This is a genomic window from Bacillus sp. F19, from assembly GCA_023823795.1.
GTDB lineage: Bacteria > Bacillota > Bacilli > Bacillales > Bacillaceae > Bacillus_P.
On the sequence record CP085711.1, the window covers coordinates 306,777 to 329,265 of the forward strand.

13 protein-coding genes and 1 pseudogene are annotated in these 22,489 nt (G+C 32.8%); 8 read left to right on the forward strand and 6 right to left on the reverse strand.

Going from position 1 to position 22,489, the window contains the following annotated elements; genetic code table 11:
* Positions 1 to 50: 50 nt before the first annotated feature.
* The gene (locus tag LIT25_27275; GenBank protein USK36466.1) at positions 51 to 3,467 is read right to left on the reverse strand and encodes a phosphodiester glycosidase family protein; all 3,417 of its coding nucleotides are present in this window, start codon (positions 3,465 to 3,467) and stop codon (positions 51 to 53) included.
* 442 nt (positions 3,468 to 3,909) lie between these two features.
* On the opposite strand from LIT25_27275, the gene LIT25_27280 reads away from it, so the two are divergent.
* From LIT25_27280 to LIT25_27295, 4 genes are all read left to right on the forward strand, one after another.
* Positions 3,910 to 4,005, forward strand: a complete 96-nt coding sequence (locus LIT25_27280; protein ID USK36787.1) for a hypothetical protein — start codon at positions 3,910 to 3,912, stop codon at positions 4,003 to 4,005.
* 871 nt (positions 4,006 to 4,876) lie between these two features.
* Positions 4,877 to 6,106, forward strand: coding sequence for a Fic family protein (locus LIT25_27285; protein ID USK36467.1), 1,230 nt, complete (start codon positions 4,877 to 4,879; stop codon positions 6,104 to 6,106).
* Positions 6,107 to 7,353: 1,247 nt separating this feature from the next.
* Positions 7,354 to 9,282 carry a fructose-1,6-bisphosphatase gene (fbp, locus tag LIT25_27290; GenBank protein ID USK36468.1) on the forward strand — a complete coding sequence of 643 codons (1,929 nt, stop codon included), beginning with the start codon at positions 7,354 to 7,356 and terminating at the stop codon, positions 9,280 to 9,282.
* Positions 9,283 to 9,412: 130 nt separating this feature from the next.
* The gene (locus LIT25_27295) at positions 9,413 to 9,757 is read left to right on the forward strand and encodes a hypothetical protein (GenBank protein USK36469.1); all 345 of its coding nucleotides are present in this window, start codon (positions 9,413 to 9,415) and stop codon (positions 9,755 to 9,757) included.
* 970 nt (positions 9,758 to 10,727) lie between these two features.
* On the opposite strand, the gene LIT25_27300 is transcribed toward LIT25_27295, so the two are convergent.
* Positions 10,728 to 11,321, reverse strand: a complete 594-nt coding sequence (locus tag LIT25_27300; protein USK36470.1) for a recombinase family protein — start codon at positions 11,319 to 11,321, stop codon at positions 10,728 to 10,730.
* 176 nt (positions 11,322 to 11,497) lie between these two features.
* Between LIT25_27300 and LIT25_27305 the strand changes: the two genes are divergently transcribed.
* Together LIT25_27305 and LIT25_27310 are read left to right on the forward strand one after the other, a co-directional pair.
* Positions 11,498 to 11,794: a hypothetical protein gene (locus LIT25_27305; GenBank protein ID USK36471.1), complete on the forward strand. Its 297-nt coding sequence runs from the start codon at positions 11,498 to 11,500 to the stop codon at positions 11,792 to 11,794.
* 256 nt (positions 11,795 to 12,050) lie between these two features.
* Positions 12,051 to 12,600 (forward strand): annotated as a pseudogene (locus tag LIT25_27310) (recombinase family protein).
* 505 nt (positions 12,601 to 13,105) lie between these two features.
* On the opposite strand, the gene LIT25_27315 reads toward LIT25_27310, so the two are convergent.
* From LIT25_27315 to LIT25_27325, 3 genes are read right to left on the reverse strand one after another with little or no spacing between them, the layout of a single operon-like run.
* On the reverse strand, positions 13,106 to 15,067 hold the full coding sequence (locus LIT25_27315) for a hypothetical protein (protein USK36472.1): 1,962 nt from the start codon (positions 15,065 to 15,067) through the stop codon (positions 13,106 to 13,108).
* Positions 15,060 to 15,575, reverse strand: a complete 516-nt coding sequence (locus LIT25_27320; protein ID USK36473.1) for a hypothetical protein — start codon at positions 15,573 to 15,575, stop codon at positions 15,060 to 15,062. The genes LIT25_27315 and LIT25_27320 overlap by 8 nt, the downstream gene beginning before the upstream one ends.
* Complete coding sequence (locus LIT25_27325; protein ID USK36474.1) at positions 15,572 to 16,816, reverse strand: hypothetical protein; 1,245 nt, start codon at positions 16,814 to 16,816, stop codon at positions 15,572 to 15,574. Before LIT25_27325 ends, LIT25_27320 begins: the two co-directional genes overlap by 4 nt.
* A 1,384-nt stretch (positions 16,817 to 18,200) precedes the next feature.
* On the opposite strand from LIT25_27325, the gene LIT25_27330 reads away from it, so the two are divergent.
* Together LIT25_27330 and LIT25_27335 are read left to right on the forward strand one after the other, a co-directional pair.
* Positions 18,201 to 19,532 carry a hypothetical protein gene (locus LIT25_27330; GenBank protein USK36475.1) on the forward strand — a complete coding sequence of 444 codons (1,332 nt, stop codon included), beginning with the start codon at positions 18,201 to 18,203 and terminating at the stop codon, positions 19,530 to 19,532.
* Between the two features lie 276 nt (positions 19,533 to 19,808).
* Positions 19,809 to 20,396: a DUF6037 family protein gene (locus LIT25_27335; GenBank protein ID USK36476.1), complete on the forward strand. Its 588-nt coding sequence runs from the start codon at positions 19,809 to 19,811 to the stop codon at positions 20,394 to 20,396.
* 616 nt (positions 20,397 to 21,012) lie between these two features.
* On the opposite strand, the gene LIT25_27340 is transcribed toward LIT25_27335, so the two are convergent.
* Complete coding sequence (locus LIT25_27340; protein USK36477.1) at positions 21,013 to 22,419, reverse strand: sigma 54-interacting transcriptional regulator; 1,407 nt, start codon at positions 22,417 to 22,419, stop codon at positions 21,013 to 21,015.
* Positions 22,420 to 22,489 lie beyond the last annotated feature (70 nt).

Consider the following 22,489-nt stretch of genomic DNA (forward strand, 5'->3'; position numbering starts at 1 on the left):
CTTTTCCTGTTGTGAAACATAAAAATTAGGTCAGTGACTAGCACCAAAAACTAAGAGATCGTCATATTTTCCTCAGCTATGACACCATTTGATTCTGCCTTTAATGTGATTTCTCCTTTTTGCAATCCAGTAAGTGTTCCAGTTGCCGTATCGAAAACAGCATTGTATTTGTTTGATTGTTTGGCTTTATTTAAAGCTTCACCTGTTCCGATAAAGACATTTTTACTACCACTCCAATTGACGCTTGCTGGGTATCGCAGTGGGAAGTTTAAATTTCCGGCTTGATGTCCGGTTGCTTTGATTTCAACTGTTTTACCAATGGCAACGGATTGCGGAGCATCCATTGTCACTTCTTCAAGGAGAGGGTTTACTTCTGCTCGTATCCATTCTGTGTCATTAATTGGACTCTGTTCGCTAGATTTTTCTGGTCCATTCGCTTTTGACGGAATAGGTGTTGGGTCGACTCCGAACATTGTCCAAGCATAGAAACCTCCGTTATCAGCAGGGCCATATGGAGCCTTACCAGCAGGACCAACGACCATGTAAGGAACTCCGTTTACTCGATCAACATTCACAGTATGAGCATGTCCGGAAAGATAAACGACTCCTTTTCCACCCGATTCTTCTCTGAATTTTGTCAACCATGTTTCAATTAATTCTGCTTCTTTGCGATCACTTAACTGACTATTTTGTGTTGAAAGCGGATCTCTTGTTGGATGGTGACCGAAGACAACAAGATTTTTAATATTCGGATCACTTGCTGCTTTTTCTAACGTTTTTTTGAATTCTACTAATTGATCAAAATCTGAGGTGCGGAAGCTGCCTGTTGATGAATCGAGAAGAGCAAATTGTGTACCTTCATGAGTGAAAAAGTACTTGTTTTTGTTAAATGTTTTCATGAAATTGTCTAAGTTGCCTGTGCCCATTATTTCATGGTTACCAGGTACATAATAAATTGGGAACTTGTCGCCAATTTCTTCCTCTAATATTTTCTTTGCCAGCTCAAAGTCTTCAGGGTAAGCTGTATCAACTAAATCGCCACCAATAATTAAAAATTCAGGGTCGTTCTCGACGATTTGCTTTAAGCTTTCTCTAGCAAGACGTACTTGCTGGCTATTCGGAGAACTTCCGCCAAATTGACTGTCAGACATTACGGCGAACTTCCAACGCTCTTTTCCAATATCAGCATTTTGCATGATAAGAGAATCCGCTTTTTCCGGCACGACTGGTACCTCAACGGTCGGGCTTATCTTTACAGTCAAATCATCATATACAAGTTCATCTGTGTATTGGTTTGTCGTACTTGTTTCAATGGCTCCAATCGTTCTTAACTCAAGCGGAAACGTAACTCCTGACGGTACAGGAATCTCAATTTTTTTCCATCCTGTCCAGGTCACGTAAGGTCCGTAAAGATAATGAATGCTTCCATCGGCACCCCGTGTTGTAAATGACATCCATTCACCTTTGCCGTTTCCCTTGACCCATAAACCTATTGATTGTGGCTGACCAGGTAAGATGATCGGATTAACAGGATGTATATTTGCAGTCCGAGTTCCGGTCGACTTCGTAAAATCAAAATTCAATTTGATTCCGTTGTTACTTCTTCCAGCAGCTGATTCAATCGTTCCTGAACCACGAGCAGAGGAAAAGCGCCATTCTGGCAAAGCTTCCATTTCTGAAACAGTCTCAGTTTTTAACCCCACAGTTACAGGAAGATAGGCTTTTTTATCATTTACTGTCGCTGTTATTAATGTAGAGCCTTCGATTCCCTTCGAAATTGTGGAAAATGATCCGTTATCATTCTTTTTCACATCAATTAGTGATTGGTCATAATCTAAGCTAACATCATCGGGTTCGATTGGTGCAGTGTATCCATTTTTGTCATACCCATTTAGATGAAACTTTCCAGTTGCTTCTTCAGTTAATCCAAGTCTAGGAAGATTCATTTCTATTTGCTCAAGCTCTCCTAAAACGGTAATAGGAGTTGTTCCTTTTATATCTTTCGATTGTGCTTCTACATTTGCTGTACCGGATTTTGCAGCACGGAAAATTCCATCCTTTTCAAACTTCCCTATGTCTCCGGGCAGGGTTTTCCAGCTTATTTCTCCAGCTTGAACGGCATTATAAGCGTTATCATAACCTGCTGCAGTAAAATCCCTTGTTAATCCAGGGAATACACGATCTGAATGTTCGATTTTTGATTGCGTAGATACGTTAAAACCTGTAACGATGCCATTTCCTTTTGCAGTAAAAATACCAATTCCATTCGGAACTGCACGTTCTACACCATCTGATGGATTATTTTTGATTTCAGCTAGATCTTCGCCAGGTGTACGTGCAACCATTGTTGAAGATCCACCGCCATCTAGATTAAGAGCATGATAGGCTCCGAATTCTTTCATTAGCTCTCCCATTTCGAAAAGAGTCATTCCGCGGCTGCTAGCTTGTCTTCCATCTACAACAACTAGGTACATCTTTTTTCCATCAGCAGAATAACCAACCGCAGTCCGGGGCGCTGTTACTGAATCATCCACCGGTTGAACTTCTCCTTCTTTTACGAGTACTGGATTTCCGCCGATGGCAAATTTAAATGGTTGTCCATTGGAAGCCTTAGGAGCATACTCAACGGTAACCTCATCTCCTGCTTTCAATTGCTGCAGGGTTTTTGCGCCTGCTTCACGACCAATCAGTATAAATGAGTTTTCAGGAATATCGCTATTGGTAATACTTGTACCACTTTCCACAACTTTCCCGTTTTCAATCATAACTTCTTGTACTGAGTTACTCCCATTTGCGACTTTGCTTCTGGAAGCATCACCCCAAAGGGAAGAATAAAAACCAATTCCATTTGTAGGTATGCTGCTTTGGTTTAATGCCTTAAGTGAATGCTTGCTCCCATTAAAGGTTACGCTGCCATCTAAGAGAATTTCTGCAAGCTGTCCAATGCCGTCAACTGTAATTCCTGCAGACTTCTCCCTGCCTGGCTGAGCACCTTTGACAAGCTTGCCATTATCAATTTCTACGCCAAGCGGGGCTTTGGTGTTATTAATGTCAAAGAAATCACCATTCACACCAGCTATTGCACCTTTGCGATTGGCTGATTTAGATATACCCTCAGCCTTTGACACCACTCCCGGATGAAGAAGATCAGCAGAAACGGATGGGTTACTCAAATCTACTTTCAACAATTCTCCGTTAAACCAGCCACGACCATCAAAACGTTCAAATGTCGTCAATTCGACACCATTACCAATCTGTTCCGTGTGATCATTGGTAACAAGTGTTGAACCCCTATCGCTTTCAATGATAGTCTGCGGCTCATCCTTTTTCGATGATTGAGCAGAACGCTCATCAAGGATAGATGATGGGTCAAGATTATTAGGTGCTGATTCTGCTAGTGCAGGTGAGACAACTCCAAATACTAAAGAAATAACCAGAGACCAAATTGATAAAAATCTCCACTTCATCAACACCACTCCTCTTCGTAATAGATTGATCTTTCCATATTAAACTAGCAATTATTTTTTAACTATATGTGCATATTTTGTTAGAATTTTGTAAACGTTTAGGTAAATACGAATAATAAATATATATCCCTACATGTTTTATAGGTGCATAGTCATAACAGCACTTGTTTGGAGTGCCTTCACACCTTGAATAACAATAAGAGGTCGTCTTTATCTTAGTTTATATTAAATGAGTAGCATAATAGTTTTAAGCAAACGTTTGTATAGGAATCATTCAATGTATAAAATAATGTCTAAGAATTCTCCTGCAATTTACTATTCCTGTCAAAATTGGGGGAGCCGAGTAATTCGGGTGGTGACGTTTGCTTCTACCGTAATTAAAACAAGCTGACGGCAGTTAGCACCAGCTTGTAAATTAGCATGTACAAAAGGACACTTTGATATAGTGAATTTTTTAATCTCTCAAGGTTGTGATTTAAACTTAAATATAGATGGCTACACCCCGTTACACTTGCTTTTATTGAGGATCTTCAAATAGCTACAACTCAAAATGAGATTATAAAGGCTCAAGAAGATTTAATTACCCGTATTACTAAATTCGATGACTCGGTTAACGAAAATGTAAAGATATATAAATATGGCAGAGAATTCTAATGGACCGCATTTTGTGGTCTTTTTTTGTTCTGAAATTTCAAAAATGAAGGGATGAATTACTATGTCAATGGAATTCGATAAGGATAAAACCGCTGTTAACGGCAACTGCTGAAAATGAAAACTTCATAAAAAAAGAAACTCCTGCAGAGCCAGCAGCATCCCCGAAGAACTAGCTGAAGGAGAACAACTTGATCTTCTTAAAGAGAAGATACAGTCTTCTGAACTTATGCGGATGAGGGCTTCAAGGGAAGACCTATATAGGAAGCGTAGGCGATGTTTATCCTGATATCTTAGAGGACACAGAATCTAGTAGACCAACTCAGGCTTGTGGAACGACCGTCGTTAATAACCCACAGCGCATGCAATGAAACAGCAGCACTTGTTATGGCTGGTTATATGAATACTATTCTTGGAGAAGGCACAATCCTTTCTCATTTCACCAATTTCAATGCTAGAACCATGCTTATAAATCCGAGGTTTATTCCAAAAGATTTTTTAGAAAACGTTATATGATACGCCTTTTATTGGGCGTGTTTTTATTATTTAAAATTGAATTTTCGTCTTTTTTTATATTAATGCCTTGTATAACTGGCTATTAATTAGGTTAAATTAAAGATATTGTAATTAATAATCATTTTTATTGTACTTTATTGTCGAAATTGCTGTTTTTTTGCATTAACATAAAAATATCATTATCCTTATTTTCATTTTGATGATATTATGATGATAATATTCACTGTGAAGGAGGGGACTTTATGAATTATGAAAAGCTAAGTAAAGTTTTCTACAAAGAACCAGAAGAGTATGAACTTGAATATCAAAAGAGATACAATGGTTATGGTTCATACAGAACAAATTTACAGATTAAACCTGTATTAAAAGGGCGGCATCTTGATGAATTGGTTGAACTATTTATAGTAAATATCGATCCTTTAATGAAATTACAAGAAGAGATATTTATTAACAGCATCACTATCAGAGATATGGTAAGAAAAATGCCACCTGCAGCAGTTCAACCTTACTTTAATAAATTGCTCATTAACGAACTTCAAAGCACCAATGAAATAGAAGGAATCAGAAGCACAAAAAAAGAGCTATCGGAGATTCTTTTGCATCTTAATGAGAAAAAGCAAACCAGTAAGGTTAAAAGATTCAACGGCTTATTAAAAACATATAAATATATAGATAAAATTCAATCATTTGAAAAAATTGAGGATTTCAGAAAACTCTATGACGATATAGTAGCTGATGAAATACCAGATAAAGAACAACCGGATGGACACCTCTTCCGGAAAGAATCAGTAAATATAACAGATGGAAATAGAGCTACCCACGTGGGAGTATATCCTGAATCCAGTATTAAAGAATATTTAAGTAACCTTTTAATTTTCTTGAAAACATCAGATACTCCTGATTTGTATAAATATATGATAGCTCATTATTACTACGAGTACATCCATCCATTTTATGATGGTAATGGTAGAACTGGACGTTTGTTCGTAAGTAGTTATATCAAAAAGAAACTAGACCCATTTACAGCAGTTTCTCTATCTTACACAATTAATCAAGATAAGCAGAAGTATTATAAAGCTTTAGAGGAACTCTCGAATCCCAAAAATAAAGGCGAAGCCACATTTTATTGTCAATCAATGCTTGAAATATTAAAGGATGGTCAAGAATCATTAATTGAAGATTTAAGCTTGGGCTTGGAAAAAGTTAAAAAAATACACAGTCATTTAAAAAGCCTTGAATGGGCAGATGCTGATACAAAAAAAGTACTGGGAACGCTACTTAATATTAATATTTTTGCAGGTCACGTCAAGCTTTTGTCAAATGTTGAGTTACAAGAAAATTTACAATTCAAACGGTATAAAATCAATAGAATTCTTAAAGACCTAGAAACAAGAGGGATAGTAAAGAAATTGAGACAGCGGCCTACTATTTTTGACTTGGAAGAAGATTTTGTTGAGGAAGTATTGAGCTGATATTGGCATTTGAATGCTTATAGAAAAGAATAAGGAACTATGACACGCCACTTTTGGCGTGTTTTTTTATTTTTAACGGGAGTGACATCATGAAGAAACTATTAGAGGCATTAAAGGCTTAGAGGAATTAAAAGTGTAAAAGGGTGGTTGAGATCTTCAAAACGTGCAACAACTATTCTAGGTTGTTTGCACGTTTCTTTCTGATTTCCAAATATAAAGTTGCTTTAGGCACACTAGTGAGTTTCACAATGTCTTTCACACTTAATCCATTCGTGTTTCTACTATATCCTCGCATTGTGTACTAATGGTTTTTGCTCCTCTATCTTCTCTTCAAAATTTATAGAAGGGAAAATTTATTTAATTGGTACTAATATAACAAAATATCTTACTACTTCAAGTCGGATTTGAATTTTTTCAAAATACAAGAATGATCGTAACATTTTTAGCGATGGAACAAAGCTAAAAGAAGTCGAAGTTATTTAAAGAAGATGAATATCATTAAGTAATATCTTTTAGGATTTTCTATGTCAATTTTATTAGGAAACTTGCTTCGAATTTTTAACTAATCTCATTTCCTGATCTTTTTTTGTGGACTTTTTCACCCAGTATGTGGCAATCAAAGGTCCAGAAATATTGTGCCACACTGAGAAAATCGCACTTGAGTCAATTCTTCCAAGTGTCTTTTACATGCCCTTTCTTGCAATGAAGTGGCGACGCAGACCGGTTGATGTTAGTTGGCTTAAAGTTCAATTCCATAATATTTCTCTCCTTAATAAATAACGTTTGTTGAAGAGGTCGCCGTATGCATTTCATTTCGGAAATTCTGTTCACAATGAGCTATCAGATTGTAGAACTTGACAAGAATATACGGTCTTAGTAGATGAATACATGGGGCGTAATCACAAAAATCATGCTTGATTTTAAAATATGTCTTAATCTACACCTTTCCCGTCTTGATACGGTAAACCCAATGTATAATATTCCGAATGGATTATAATTTATTCTCTTCCTTCTTGCATATCAAAATGCTTTTCTTCATTTTGTTCTTAGATTTTCAATAAGTGAAACTGCATCATTGATGTACAAATTCACATTACATAAGATCAGATTCCATTAGGAATTATATACCTCTTTCAAATAAATACAATCTTTGCACCAGAACCTTTAATTTTATCTTATAATAAGTATTTAATCTCAATCTATTAGATGGAATATAAATAGTGAATTTTGAAAGGGGATACATAATTTTGAACGCAAAATATCTAGATTTACTTGCCCAAAAATATGATTGTGAAGAAAAAGTGGTAACTGAAATTATTAATCTTGAAGCCATTCTTAATTTACCAAAGGGGACAGAACATTTTGTCAGTGATTTACACGGGGAGTATCAAGCCTTTCAACATGTGTTAAGAAATGGTTCGGGGAGAGTAAAAGAGAAAATAAGAGACCTTTTTAACGGTGGATTATACGAAAAAGAAATTATTGAATTGGCGACATTAGTTTATTATCCTGAAGAAAAATTACAGATAATTAGGAATAATTTTGACAATGAACAAGAATTAAACCAATGGTATAAAGTAATCATCGATCGTATGATTAAGCTTATTTCTTATGCCTCCTCCAAATATACACGCTCGAAATTACGGAAAGCATTGCCTAATCAGTTTGCCTATATTATAGAAGAGCTGCTATACAAAACAGATGAATCCGCAAATAAAGAACAGTATTACACAAAAATTGTCCAGCAAATTATTTCCCTTGGACAGGCTGATAAGCTTATTACTGGTCTTGCTTACAGCACTCAGAGATTGGTTGTGGACCATCTTCATGTCGTAGGGGATATTTATGATCGCGGACCCGAACCTGATAAAATCATGGAAACTCTAATCAATTATCATTCAGTTGATATTCAGTGGGGAAATCATGATGTACTATGGCTAGGTGCCTTTGCTGGTTCAAAGGTTTGTCTCGCTAATATTATTCGTATCAGTGCTCGCTACGACAATTTGGATATTATTGAAGATGTGTATGGAATCAATCTTAGACCACTTCTTAATCTTGCGGAGAAATATTATAAGGACAATCCAGCCTTTCGACCAAAGAGACATTCAGATAAAAAACTATCTGATCATGAACAATTACAAATTACTAAAATTCATCAAACGATTGCCATGATTCAGTTCAAACTTGAAATGCCGATCATAAAGAGACGACCGAACTTTAATATGTCAGAAAGGCTTTTGCTAGAGAAAATTGATTATGACAAAAATGAAATAACGATTCATGGGAAGACGTACCCACTAGAAAATACTTGCTTTGCAACGGTTAATCCAGAACAACCACATCAATTATCAGAGGAAGAAGAGCAAGTGATGGACAAATTGTTATTTTCTGTCCAACATTCGGAAAAGCTGGCCAGACATATGAATTTTCTTATGAAGAAAGGCAGTCTTTATTTAAAATATAACGGGAACCTATTATTACATGGCTGTATTCCTTTAGATGAAAAAGGAAATATGGAAAAAATGGAGATTGAAAATAAAACCTATGCAGGTCGTGATTTACTTGATATTTTTGAACATTATTTGCGACATGCTTTTGCACATCCTGAAGAGACAGATGATCTTTCGACAGATATGGTCTGGTATTTATGGACAGGAGAATATTCATCACTCTTTGGGAAAAGAGAAATGACAACCTTTGAACGGTATTTCATTAAAGATAAGGAAACTCATAAAGAGAGAAAGAACCCATACTACTATTTACGTGAACAAGAGGAAACCTGCCGCAAAATTCTAACAGAATTTGATCTTAATCCTGATCAAGGTCATATCATAAATGGCCATACTCCTGTTAAAGAAATTGAGGGAGAAAATCCAATTAAGGCAGATGGAAAGATGATAGTCATTGATGGAGGCTTTTCCAAGGCTTATCAATCAAAAACAGGTATTGCCGGATACACGTTATTATATAATTCCTACGGTATGCAACTCGTCGCCCATAAACATTTTAATTCAAAAGAAGATGTTCTCCTAAATGGAACAGATGTATTATCAGTAAAAAGATTGGTGGATAAAGAACTAGAGAGAAAAAAGGTGATAGAAACGAATGTTGGAGAGGAATTATTACAGGAAATCTCTATTTTGAATAGTCTGAGGGAATATCGATATAGCTAACGTTATAGTGAACGGTTCAGTAAGCAGATTAATGTTCACAGAAGGTGATGTAACAGGTAATACCACGCTAAACCCAACACAATCATGAGAGTGAAGCCCTGCAGGTGATTGTTAAGGAATCCGGAAAAGGGTGCTTCAATATTACCGTTATTTTCAATTGTCGCAATCATTATTATTGTTTCATCTTGTACACAATAGCATTGGCTATTTATTTGGGTACTTTGCAGGGAAGTTAACAAAGTTACCTGAGCAGGATTGTCGTACAAACGCAATTGAGGTTGGAATTCAAAATTCAGGTCTTGGAGTCACATTAGCAGTCACTCACTTATCACCGCTTGCAGCCTTACCAAGTGCTTTTGCTTCTGCATGGCAGGTTGTGACAGGTACATTCTTTGCTCAGTTCTGGAGTACCCGTGCACCATATGATGAAGAAGTGACAAGAGATGAAAAAACTGAAAAAAGTCTTAGTATATAAAGTAAAAACAGATACGTATACAAATGAACTGCACTCCAATTGTTTAAACGAAATTTTTACAATTGGGTGCCTTTTTTAATAATTTGATTATATAAATAACCATCTAATAACATATGTTTTCGATATGTTTATTATATGTATCAGTATATATAGGTTATTAAGGTATATGTGTCATAAATGATGTACCTGCTACTAGATCTCTCGGCATACTACTGTTTATTAACTTTATTAACTTTTTGAAGTATTAGTCGAGTAGCACAGGATTTGGAAAGAATGATAGTGTTATAAGCTCGGCCTACCCGCGGGGGTGGTGTAAATCATGATGCTTGAGTTGAATAAAGAGGGAGTTAAAAGATAAAATACTAAGAGCAAGAAATTGAGCAAAAGAAAAAGGATCAAAGTATTACACTCCTTCCCGAATCCAAAAAACGGAAAATCGCTAGAACGTAACCTCTTGATGGATATTGTAACATATGGGCAAGCCGTATTCCTAAATCAGACACGCATGGTTTGATAGGTCATGTACAGTTTGATAAGACACGCACGATTTGATAGGGTATATACATTATAATAATACACGCATAGTTTGATAATACACGCACAGTTTGATAAGACAAGAACAATTTAATAGAGAGTTCTACCGTCTTTTACCGTGTTTAATGAACTTCACTCATAGAAGTGGATCTTTAAACTTTCCTATAATATGTATTAAAGATAAATTGCTCATCCTTTTTCGAATAACTTTATTACGTTGTTGCGTTACTGTGAAATATGTTATATTAAGTAAGTCATTATTCGGCAAATTTTTATTGCCATCCTCACCTATTATTGGTGGGGATTTTTTACATCTAAAGAAATACATTTGTTCCTTTTAGTACGTCCGTAAAAGCAGATGAAAGTTCATGAACGTTCGTAAAGTCTTTTCGTATTTTTATGAACGGTGAAAACTGCCATTCAAAACGTGCAACAACTATTCTAAGTTGTTCGCACGTTTCTTTCTTATTTCCACATATAAAGTGGCTTTAGGCACACTAGTAAGTTTCACAATGTCTTTCACACTTAATCCATTCGTGTTTCTACTATTATATAGTCGTAAGGCTTCTTCTATATTCTTTCTCGGTTGTGAAGGACGACCCATGTGTTTTCCTATCAATTTTGCTCTTTCTCTACCTTCAGATGTTCGTTCAACTATTATATCTCTTTCAAACTGCGCAAAAGAACCTAAAACATTGAATAATAATGATTGTAGAGGGTTTGCTGTTTCATTAACCTTAAAAGATAAATTATCTTTGATAAAATAGATATCAACTTGTTTTTCTTGCAGTGTTTCTATAATTTTATTTAAATCTATAATCGATCTGGCCAAACGATCTATTTTTGTTACCATCACTGTATCTCCAGGTCTCACATTTTCTAATAACTTATTTAGCTCATTTCGGTTTTTTGTGGTCGTGCCAGTAATTTTTTCTACATAGATACGTTCGCAGCCATTTTCTTTTAAGATTTCTTCTTGAGATGCTAAATCTTGGCCAACTGTACTGACTCTCGCATAACCAATTTTCATTATTAAGCTCCTTTTGTCTATAAATTAACAATCTTTTATACTTTAAATTATAGACTATCTTTTAGACTGATTTCTACTAAAAAATATATAAAAAATAGCTTCTAAACATCAGTGTCTAGAAGTTACAACTTTTATACAAATCTTAATTGGTTATAAATGTAAATAAAAGAGGTGATTTGGATTATTCACCATTAAACAAATTTTTTCAATGGATATTTTTTGAAAGGAAACTTTTGCAAAAAGGAAAGAAAGTAGAGAAAAGAAAGAAAGTAGAGAAAAGAAAGAAGGTAGAGAAAAGAAAGAAGGTAGTGAAAAGAAAGAAGGTAGTGAAAATAAAGAAAGTAGAGAAAAGAAAGAGAGTAGAGAAAAGAAAGAAAGTGGAGAAAAGAAAGAAAGTAAAGAAAAGAAAGAGAGTAGAGAAAAGAAAAAAAGTAGAGAAAAGAAGGAAAGTAGAGAAAAGAAAGAAAGTATAGAAAGGAAAGGAAGTAGAGAAAAGAAAGAAAGTAGAGAAAGGAAAGGAAGTAGAGAAAGGAAAGAAAGGAAAGAAAGGAAAGAAAGGAAAGAAAGGAAAGAAAGGAAAGAAAGGAAAGAAAGGAAAGAAAGGAAAGAAAGGAAAGGAAAGAAAGGAAAGAAAGGAAAGAAAAGAAAGAAAAGAAAGAAAGGAGAGAAAAGAAAGAAAGTAGAGAAAAGAAAGAAAATAGAGAAAAGAAAGTTCGTAATTTTGTTTACATACTGGATAGCAGCAAAGATCAAAATGAAGGACGACAACTTCGCCATTTTGGAAAAAAGTCACAATGTCAGAGATATCCTTTTTTAAAAAGTGGAAAAAACTTCAATCGTTTTTAATATCTATTAATAAGACGTATGATCCAAAAATGATATGACCTTTACATTCTTCTTTGGGTCGTTATGGTTGTAGCAAAGAAGAAATCCTTTAGTAATGGAATGACATTAATAAAAATATCTAAGCTGATATTGTGGTGATGGATATGTCGTAGCTCGATACTACACAATATAAAGATAGTCTGGGTACTTTCATAGCAGATTTAGCTTTGCAGATATGGCATAAGAAGAACGAAATTGGATTCGTAAACGGCAGCGTGAGGGGATTGATGTTGCTTTAAACAATGGTGTGTTGTTTGGCCATCCAAAAGTTCAGACAACAAAAGTATTTAAAGGAGTCTATGATAGTTGGAAAGCAGGAGAGATGACAGCTGTTAGTACCATAGGAGAATTAGTCGTTAAAAAGATGACTTTATATAAGTTGGTTAAGTACTAATGAAAAAGACTTTAAAAAAGAACAGTATATATAATAGAAGAAACACGTCAAAGAATTAACAATTAACATTTGCATCATGTTTTACTTGTTTCTGTAGTCAACACACATGGAGTGCTGATCACTACTTGTAAGGAAAAATTAATAAGCATGTAACAGTGAGAAAAGAGTTTCCTGAGTTAGAAGTCTCTTTGTTTAGTTGAAATTTTACGTAGACGAAAAAGCATAACATGACCTCTACGCTGCCAGAACTGCTAGAATAATATTGCCAATATTTTTTGGTGCTACTGTCAATACTAAAAGCCTTGGTATATCAGTGCTTAAGTATATTGTGAATACCATTTAGTGAAGTTATGTTAAATCAATTAGAAATTTATGTTTGTGACATTGTGTGACATTTTTGGGGTGGGCTCTAATTAAATTAGTAACAGAAAAAAGTACTGTTAAAATAAATTATTCTATACTTTTTTCTGTTGATATTTTGAAGACTGTTATATTACTTTTCCATTTAAATATCGTCTATTAATCCAACTTCAAATCCTGGCTTACGATCATGACTAAATCTTTTTACAATATAGCCCATCAAATGCTGTTCTATTTCACTAGGTACATCATTGTCAACTATAATAATTTGGTGAATTTTATCGTCTTTTAATAATTCTTCAGATGTTTTAATAAAGAATTTATACATATTAAGGTATTTAGTTGGATCATTCATTTGCTCTTGTTTGTCTTCTCTATCATCAGTTTCGCTCATATATTTTTCTTTCGTTTTACCTAGGTATTTCCCAATTGTATCAATCATAAGTAGGCTTGGAAGGTTTGTCTTTGTATTTAGGCTATTTACTAATAAGCTTAAAAAGTAGCCGACAGATACAAGTGTACGAAGTCCTCCAGAGGTTAACTTTGTATATTCTCTATTTCTTACAATTGGTAGGAAAGTTTTTTCATTAATATTTATTCCAGTAGGATTTTTTATAGGAATAAATTCTAAAAATTCCTTTAGGATATTTTCTACGTTTTCTAAAACATTTTTTGGTGAGGGTTTTGAATCCTTTAAGACATCTAACTCTTTTTTCAATTCAATCAATTGTTCTGAAAGGGTATAAGAGTTTAAATCAATATCTTCTAACTTTCTCCGCAGCTTAAGCATATAAGTATACTGTTGCTTTTTTTCAATTATAGATGACTTTTCTGATATTAATGCGTCCCTATGTGAAATATAAGGAGAAATGAAGTTTGATAATGAATTATCGAGTGAATTTCTAATTTTTATTAATCTTGATGTAAATTCCTCTTGTTCTTTTTCCATAAGGAAAATTGAACTCCTAATATTATCTATTAATTTGTCTAACTCTTTAACTCTGCTTTTAAGGGTGCGTATTTCTATTAGTATAGATTCATTTGTATGTTGATGGTCTATTCCTTCATTTAAGACTAAACTATTATTACAAATAGGACATTTAACTTCATCGTTTATATTTTTAGGGAATTTTTCAGATATTTCAATTGCAGATTGAAGCTTCGATATGTCAATCTTATAATCCTTTTTTAAACTAATACTTCTATCTAGTTGTGTTTTTTTAAAGAATTTTTCTTTATTTAATTTATCAATTTCTTTTTCAAGGTAAATAATATTTTCTCGTATTTCATCAATTTCTATGTTATCTGACTTCATATTAGTAGTTATTGTTTCTATATCGTTTACTAAAGCATTAAGTTGTATATCTAACTCAATAATATATTCGTTAATTTTATCTATACTTTGTAGTTTTGTATCACTAAAAAATGAAGAAACTATTTTAAACTCATTATCACTTTTATTTTTTTGGCTAGTTTTTTTTGCGATTTCCTCTTCCAACTGAGTGATTTGATCATCAAGTAAATTATGTATTAATTTAAATGTTTCTTGATTTTTGATTCTTACTGCCCAATTTTGTAAATCTAAAATATTTTTATTACCTACATCATCCTGCTCAAGATAATTATATTTAAATATGTCTCTAAAGCTTACCCTTTTCATAGGGGATTCGACTTTTGTTGGTGCTTCCTTTACTTTAATTAATGGAATATTTAAAGATGAGAGCAAAAAATCAGAAAAAAACCCTGAACTGCCTTGTTTCTGGTAATTTGGTCCGTACTCTAAAGGAAAAACTGTATCAATTTCCTCTAAATTAGATTTAAATACTTCAATAAACTCATTGGAATTAAAAATATTTCTCTTTATAGTATAAATATTTTCATTAAGAGACACTTCAAGTAAAGCATATTTTGCTTTCAGTTCGATTTCATCATACATATAAACTTCACTTGAACCTAATAGATAATTTATAAGGTTTAAAATACTGGATTTACCTGTATCAGAGTCCCCATATATTATATTAATTCCAGCTGAGAAGGGAACAATATAGTCTTTATCATGTCCAACTAGAACTAGTCTATTAATTATTAGCTTTGGTGATTTATTCATGGTTATTTCCTTCCATAGAAAATTCAATCATTTGTTTTAATTTATTCGTTTTCATAGATCGAAATCTGTTCAATGATTTACATAATTCTTTCACTCTTAAGAAATATTCTGAGTTTAAATTATTTGAAAAATCTTTTCCAATTTCAGTTATATAATAATAAAAACTTTGATTGTAATTTTTCCCTTCAATAAATCTATAATAAGCTGCAATTTTTAATATTTGATAGAGATCTTCATAGTCAAAAAGAGAATCATTATTGGGAAATTTAGATTCTATACTTCCAACTTCATTTTCTAGCAATTCTAGTTCATCTTTATCGTTATTTATAATTTTTACCTTTTTTAAAAGAACGGGATATCTTACTAAAAAATTAAAAAGTGATAACTTCTCAATATCTAAAATAAGGTTTCCTTTTGTTGAATAAGATAGTTCACTAATAATAATTATTATTCTTCCTGTTCTTAGATAAATATCTTTTTCGGGTATTAAAAATTGTAAATTATTCATTGATGAAGCCCTTCTTTAAACTTATCTATCTGGTCCATAGATTGAGAATCTTTCCACCAAATTTCTTTATTAGGGTCATTAGCTAATTGGTGTAACATGCCCATTTTTTCAAGTTCTCCAATAATAGGAGTGAATGATTTTAAAAAGTCTTTGTCCTTTGATATTATTTCATCATAGATAGTAGTTATCAATTCATCACTATTAGTAATTCTTCCATTTGAATATTTAATAAAATTATTAGTATAAAGTTGTTCTATTTTATCGTAGAGTACATTCAGTTTTTCCAATTCAATATTTTGGGCAACTAATAACTTTTTCATATACTCTGCGTCAAAAAATCTATCTTTTGCATTTCTAATAAGAGAATCATGTATTTTTGAGATTAACATTTTTATAATGAATATTTCATCATCATATTTAACTTCATTCTTAAGAGTAGACTTATCAGGCGTTTTCTTTATTGACCATTCTTTTAGTGAAGCTAATATTTTATTTCGCACACCAAGATAAACTAAATCATCTTGATCCTCAGGCTTACAAATAGTGAAATGGTCATCTGCCGAAGTTACTTGATCTTGTTTTTCTACTTGATATCCAATAGCACTCTCTTTTGAAACAACCCGATCAGATTGACCATAAAAATAAACAATACGTGGAAGTCCGTTTTGTTGTTTAATCCACCGATTGTTAATTTCGTTTAAAGTACTGCTAGAAGCCCCTAAATCGATAATTTGTTCATTCCCCTTATAAAGCATGTTTCCCATGGTTGCCCAATCTACTCCATTATGAGGAACAGCTAGTGATAAGAATAATTGAACTTTACAAGAACCATCACTAAGTTCATTTAAGATATAAGATTTCGAAACTAGTCCTCCCATGCTGTGAGCAATGATTACAATTTTCTCATAATTACTACAATTGAAATCTACTATTGATTTTAACAATGAACTTAGATCATTTATTCCCACGTTTTTGTGTGATATCTTAGAAGGGAGTTTAAATACTCTTCTTAACCCATTAAGTGCGATTTTGGATTTTTCTAAGCTGAAGAATTTTGTAAAGTAGTTAACAGTTACAATATCAAAGTTTTCTCGAATATCAATATCCTTTTTTAACATATTAGGAAAAGATTGATGTTCTTTATTAGGGTAATTCCATGTGTTGGAATTACCTGTGAATCCATGAATAAAAAGTATTGCATGTTTATTATTATTTTTATGAATGAAATCAATATGACTCAAAATTAATCCCTCTATTTTTAAGAATCTTTTATTTTGTATAAAATAATTTTAACATTTAACTTGAATTAATTGTTATTTTATATGCAATATTTTCTAATAATACCATCCCGGATGGGAGGGTTGTTTAAATTATACTTAGATTATTTTTTTTAATTTATTAATATATTATTTACTATTATTAATAGAGGAGGAAAATCCTTATCACTATATAAATTACAACTATAGACAAAAAGAAAAATCCATTATCTATTTATCATCTTTAAATTAGATAATGGGCTTTCCTGTAGTCACAGTAGAATCTCCTTTTATCGTTGTTTTCGTTAGTCTACTTGACCTTAAAATAATTGTCTAACTTAGTGTAGCCGATTCAATGTTTTAGCTGTGGAAATTATAGAAGACTGGGACCCTAATATCAAAGCAATTTGGGAGGATATACATAGGGGTGTTAAAGAAAGGTTGATAATATAGTTTGGATCAGTCAATGGCGAGATAAAGCTTAAAAACCTCTCTGAAATAGGAGCTAAACCTTCTTCAATAATTGCTTACCACAATCGCTTTTTCTCACAAATAAGAGATGCCTATATCTTTGGCTCATATTATCCGTCATTAACGGGGGCTTGTGCTCTAGGAGAACGTATTTTTAATCAATTAATTCTTTGCTTAAGAGGCTATTATTCAGGAACTCCCGAATACCAGCGAGTTTATAGAAAACAATCCTTTGATAATTGGGATTTAGCTATTGAAACATTAGATGTTTGGAACGTCTTACTGCCCAATGCATTGGAAGCATTTAAACAATTAAAAGAGATTTGTAATAGATCAATACATTTTAATTTTTCTACGGAAGCGTAAAGGAGGATGCTTTTAGATCAATAAGTCTTATTACCACTATAATTGAAAATCAATTCAGTTCTAGTTATAACGGTCAAGAATGGTACATACCTGGAATTCCTGAAGGTGCGGCATTTATAAAAAAAGAAGCAGAAAATCTGCCTTTTGTTCAGGAGGTACTAATTCCAAATAGTGATTTGGTTGGATATAAGCATGTAATGGTAAACAAAGACGGAGTTCTTGTTCCGAATGATACATTTAAATATGATGATAATGAGGTTTCGGATGAAGAGTTTAGAAATTTGTATCTGGAAAACTTGAATAATTTAAACAATTAATATATTATTATTTCCATTAATCTACCATTTGATTTATGGCAACATCAAATGTTGCCATCTCAAACAACTTCTTAAATAGTTCCAGCTTAAAGATTGACTTTACCCACTTGGCTAACCCATAAACAATATTTTATTTGGTAGTATAGATGAAGATGAGGAAAAATATGTATATTCAATTAAAGGCATTAAAAGACAAAATTTAGAGGAATGAAAATATGTTTGAATACTCAATTGAGAGAAATGTGGAAAAAATATACATTTCAAAGACGAAGGAGTACTTTAAAGAAGTACTTAGTTCATATTCTATTGGAAATTATCGGTCAGCAATAGTAATGTTACATTCAGTTATAGTGGCAGACCTATTTTACAAACTAAAGGAATTAAGAGACCGAGATGAAGATGAAAAAGCTATCCAAATTTTAGATTATATCCAACAAGAAATGTCTAAAGAAAAGAAAAAATATTCTGAATGGGAAACGATGGTTGTTGAAAAAGTAGTATCCGATACTCAATTGCTAGAACCCGGTGCTAAAGTATATATTGATCATATTAAGCAGCTACGCCATCTTTCCGCACATCCAGTAATAGACTCTGAAGATCTTCTTGCTACACCAAACAAAGATACAGTGAGATCTGCCATGAGAAATGCATTAGATTATATATTAACAAGACCAGCTATGTATAACGAAAAGGTTGCATTAGATTTTATGGAGAAAATCCCTACGTATTCTTCATTAATTCTCAAATCGAATAATTATGAAACTTACCTTAAAAATAAATATTTTACTTATTTTACAGAGAAATTGGTTAAAAAAGCTTTTAGTTATCTTTGGATTGCAACATATAGAGGTCAAGATACTGAAGCTACTGAGTACAGGGAAGAATATTTTGATACGTTGAAAATAGTATATAAGATTTACAAAGGCATGCTTGATAATTATTTTATTGAAGAAAAGAATTTTTTTAACCGAATCGATCTAGGAAAAACTGAACAATTAAATTTTTTCATTGAATTCTTTTATACAGCACCTCATTTATATGAGTACATTTCACAAGATAATAAGGTTATCATTGAACATATGCTTGAGAAGAAAATTACATTATTCACGCGAGCATGGTTTATAACCGGAAATATGAAAGAACATTTAAATATTGTTTATGCCAAGTTTCTAAATCGAAGTAATGCACCTTTATCACATCAAATTCATGAAATGTCTGATATGGCAAAAGAGTGTGAAAGCGAAAATGAATTTCATGGTTTTTGTATAAAGATATTAAATAAAGGTAACAGATACACAGACTGTTTATCTAAATGGAAAGACTTTATAAGACCACACATTAATAACTATTCCAAAGAAAATATTTTGGAATTGTTGTCCGTTATTAATTCAAACAATTCCTTGTATAATGCTAACTGGTTAAAAGAGGAATATTTAATTCAAATAAAACAGAAGTTAATAAAAGAGAATATAACTATTAAAGATTGGGATACCACATATCCTAATTTAATTAAATATGACCAAATAAATTTAGAACAAATCGAATAAAAAAAGTCGCGCTTGTGACGCGACTTTTTTTCATTTTGAAAGAGAAAAGAGGTGTAGAAATTTAAACTTACTTTGCGTTAAATCTTAATTTAACGAATTATAATAATATTGGATGAAAAATATAGAAAAAATTGTTATGACGATATCTTATTTCATTCTACAACTTAACAGCTTACTATCATTCTAAAGTGCTGTTAAATTTTTCAAGAGAAATCTTCATTTGTTCTAATTCATGGCAGGTTAGAAAAAATTAAATCTGGAGATGATTTTAAATTTATGGAACTTACCGGATTAAAACCATTGTACAGTAGTATGATAGAGCTAAATCTAAAGCGAACCAAATTCAGTGTTATTATTAATAATGCTGTCTTTGAATTTATCTATTTTATAGACTCTCTCCCTCATTCTCTAGCAATTGGAGTTAGGAATAATAATCTGTATTATGAGATTGAAGTAAAAAATGGATTCCGTATTAACCCTTACTTAGGAGAAAAATACGCCCAAATTTATAAGATTTTAGGATTGTCACCAAAAGGCTCCTCTCCTTTTAGTCCAAGTAAATTCTATGTGGAAATTAACAAGAGAATCCCTACTTCTACTTCATCTACAAATATTCCAAAAACAAGTGATATTGCTCCTTTCCGAAGAAATGTAGAGGAACCTGATAAGATCTATTTCTATGGTTGGAGAGATAATACTACTAGGAAAGAAAATGTTAGTGCAGAGAATCTTAAAAAAACTAGACAATGGCTTGGTATAGAAGCATATGAAATGTGTAAAAAACACAATATTAGTAGTTGCTGGACTGCAGAAAAATCTAAAGAGAAGCTCTATGGAAAGCCAAGCAAAAAGGTTAATATTTAAACCAATGTGGAAAAGAAAATCCATTATATTAAAAAATGAAGAAAGTTTATCATCCCAGCCAAGTTTATGGATTTTAGGAAAATACTTAAGAGAACGCACTGCTAACAATTTCTAAAGAAAAGGATATAAACATTGAGGGTGGTAATAAAAGTCATTACTTGAAAAATTGTTGCCTTTGAAAAAATGTCCTTTGTTCAATTTCAATCGAAGAAACAGTTTATTGGGTGGGAATGAACGTTAGTATACTGGTATAAACTGCAACATAACGGACTTGTTGAACAATATTATTTGTACTGAATAACTATGTTTTCGAACCTGAATCTTTAAGCAGACAAATCAAAAGTGAAAAGGACACATTATTAATAGAGTTTGGAATTCACATTTAACAACAACATTGATATATATATCAATGTTGTTGTTAATACTGACCTTACTCCTCTTTCGATTTCTCCCAGCGCCCATCACTAGAGCTACAGCCGGAAACAATAGCTGCAGATGAGGGCGCAGGGGACAGAAGCGAGCTTAGGCTTCTTTGGAGTATTTACGTGAAGAGATTCTTGAATTTACTGAGAAAAACTCCAATGATTCTTCTTTTAGATCATAATTTTCGCCAGAATTATTTAGCCGGAATAGCTATTCCTAATTTTTCTATCTTTCGATATAAGGTTCTAACACTAAGCCCTAAATCTTTAGCTGCTTGCATCTTCCCTACATAATCATAACCATATTGAGCTAGCTTTTGCATAATAACATCTTTTTCTGATTCCTTTAAAACAGCTTGTTCTCTTTGAATAGGTTGAATATTTGCATTTAAATCACATAAAAAATCAGGCAATGATGATGCAGTCAGTTCCATGCTCCTCTCCATATTCATGCTATATTCAATAACGTTTTCTAACTCGCGTATATTTCCAGGCCAATGATATTGTTTTAGTCTCTTCAAAAAGTCCTTATTGTACGTTTGAATGAATTTCCCGGTTCGCATTTGTAATTTGTCCATTAAGATTTTAAGTAAATCCTTTAAATCCTCTTTTCGTTCCCGTAATGGTGGTAAATGGAATGGAATAACATTGAGCCTATAATAAAGATCTGAACGGAACTGTTTAGAATCTATTAATTTTTCTAACGGCTGATTCGTTGCTGCAATGATTCGTACATTGATTTTCTTCGAATGAGTTCCACCAATTCTGCGTACCATTCCATCTTGCAGCACTTTTAAAAGCTTTGGTTGCAGATGAATTGGAAGGTCTCCAATTTCGTCTAAAAAAAGAGTGCCTCTATCAGCCAACTCAAAAAATCCTGGCTTGCCTTTTTTTCTTGCCCCTGTAAACGCTCCTTCTTCATAACCAAACAATTCACTTTCAAATAATGTTTCAGGAATGCTAGAACAATTTATTTCAACAAAATCACCTTTTCGAAACATACTCTGCTCATGAATAAGCTTTGCTAATAAGCTTTTTCCTGTTCCCGTTTCCCCTGTTATAAAAATGGAAGAAGAACTATTTTTGATATTTTTAATATTTTCCTTTAATTTTTCCAACGTATAGCTACTACCAAGTATGTACTCTGTTTTTTCTTTTTTTGGCGGGAATATGCTCTCGAAATTATCTATGTCTTGTAGAATCCCCACAATAATATCGCTTATTTGTGACATCCAATAGCTATACTCCTTTTGTCGATCTATCAGTTTCTCTTGACCATCTTGAGAAAAACTCACAAAAGATAGATAGCCGTAATGTTTGCCATGCCGCACTATGCTAAGCACAATTTCAGCTGTTGAAGGGCACTTTTTCTGAAAATGACAACCAAGACAAATACTCATATGGCCTGGTTTTTTTACAAAGTTAACGGGATACTCATATTGTTTTTGAAAAAAAGGTAAATGAACACGATTTCCTTTTTTAAGCTTATACTCTTCTGTTGATACCGTTAATACACCTTTCGGATCAAAGTAAGCGATTTCAATTTGTAAAAGGTCTGCAAAAGTTTGTATCGTTTTACTGACCACAGTGATTGAAGACAATAAAAAATCCTCCCTTTTATAAAAAATATAGTAGTTTCCTAAAGTTCAAGTTATAAAAAAAGAAATCGCC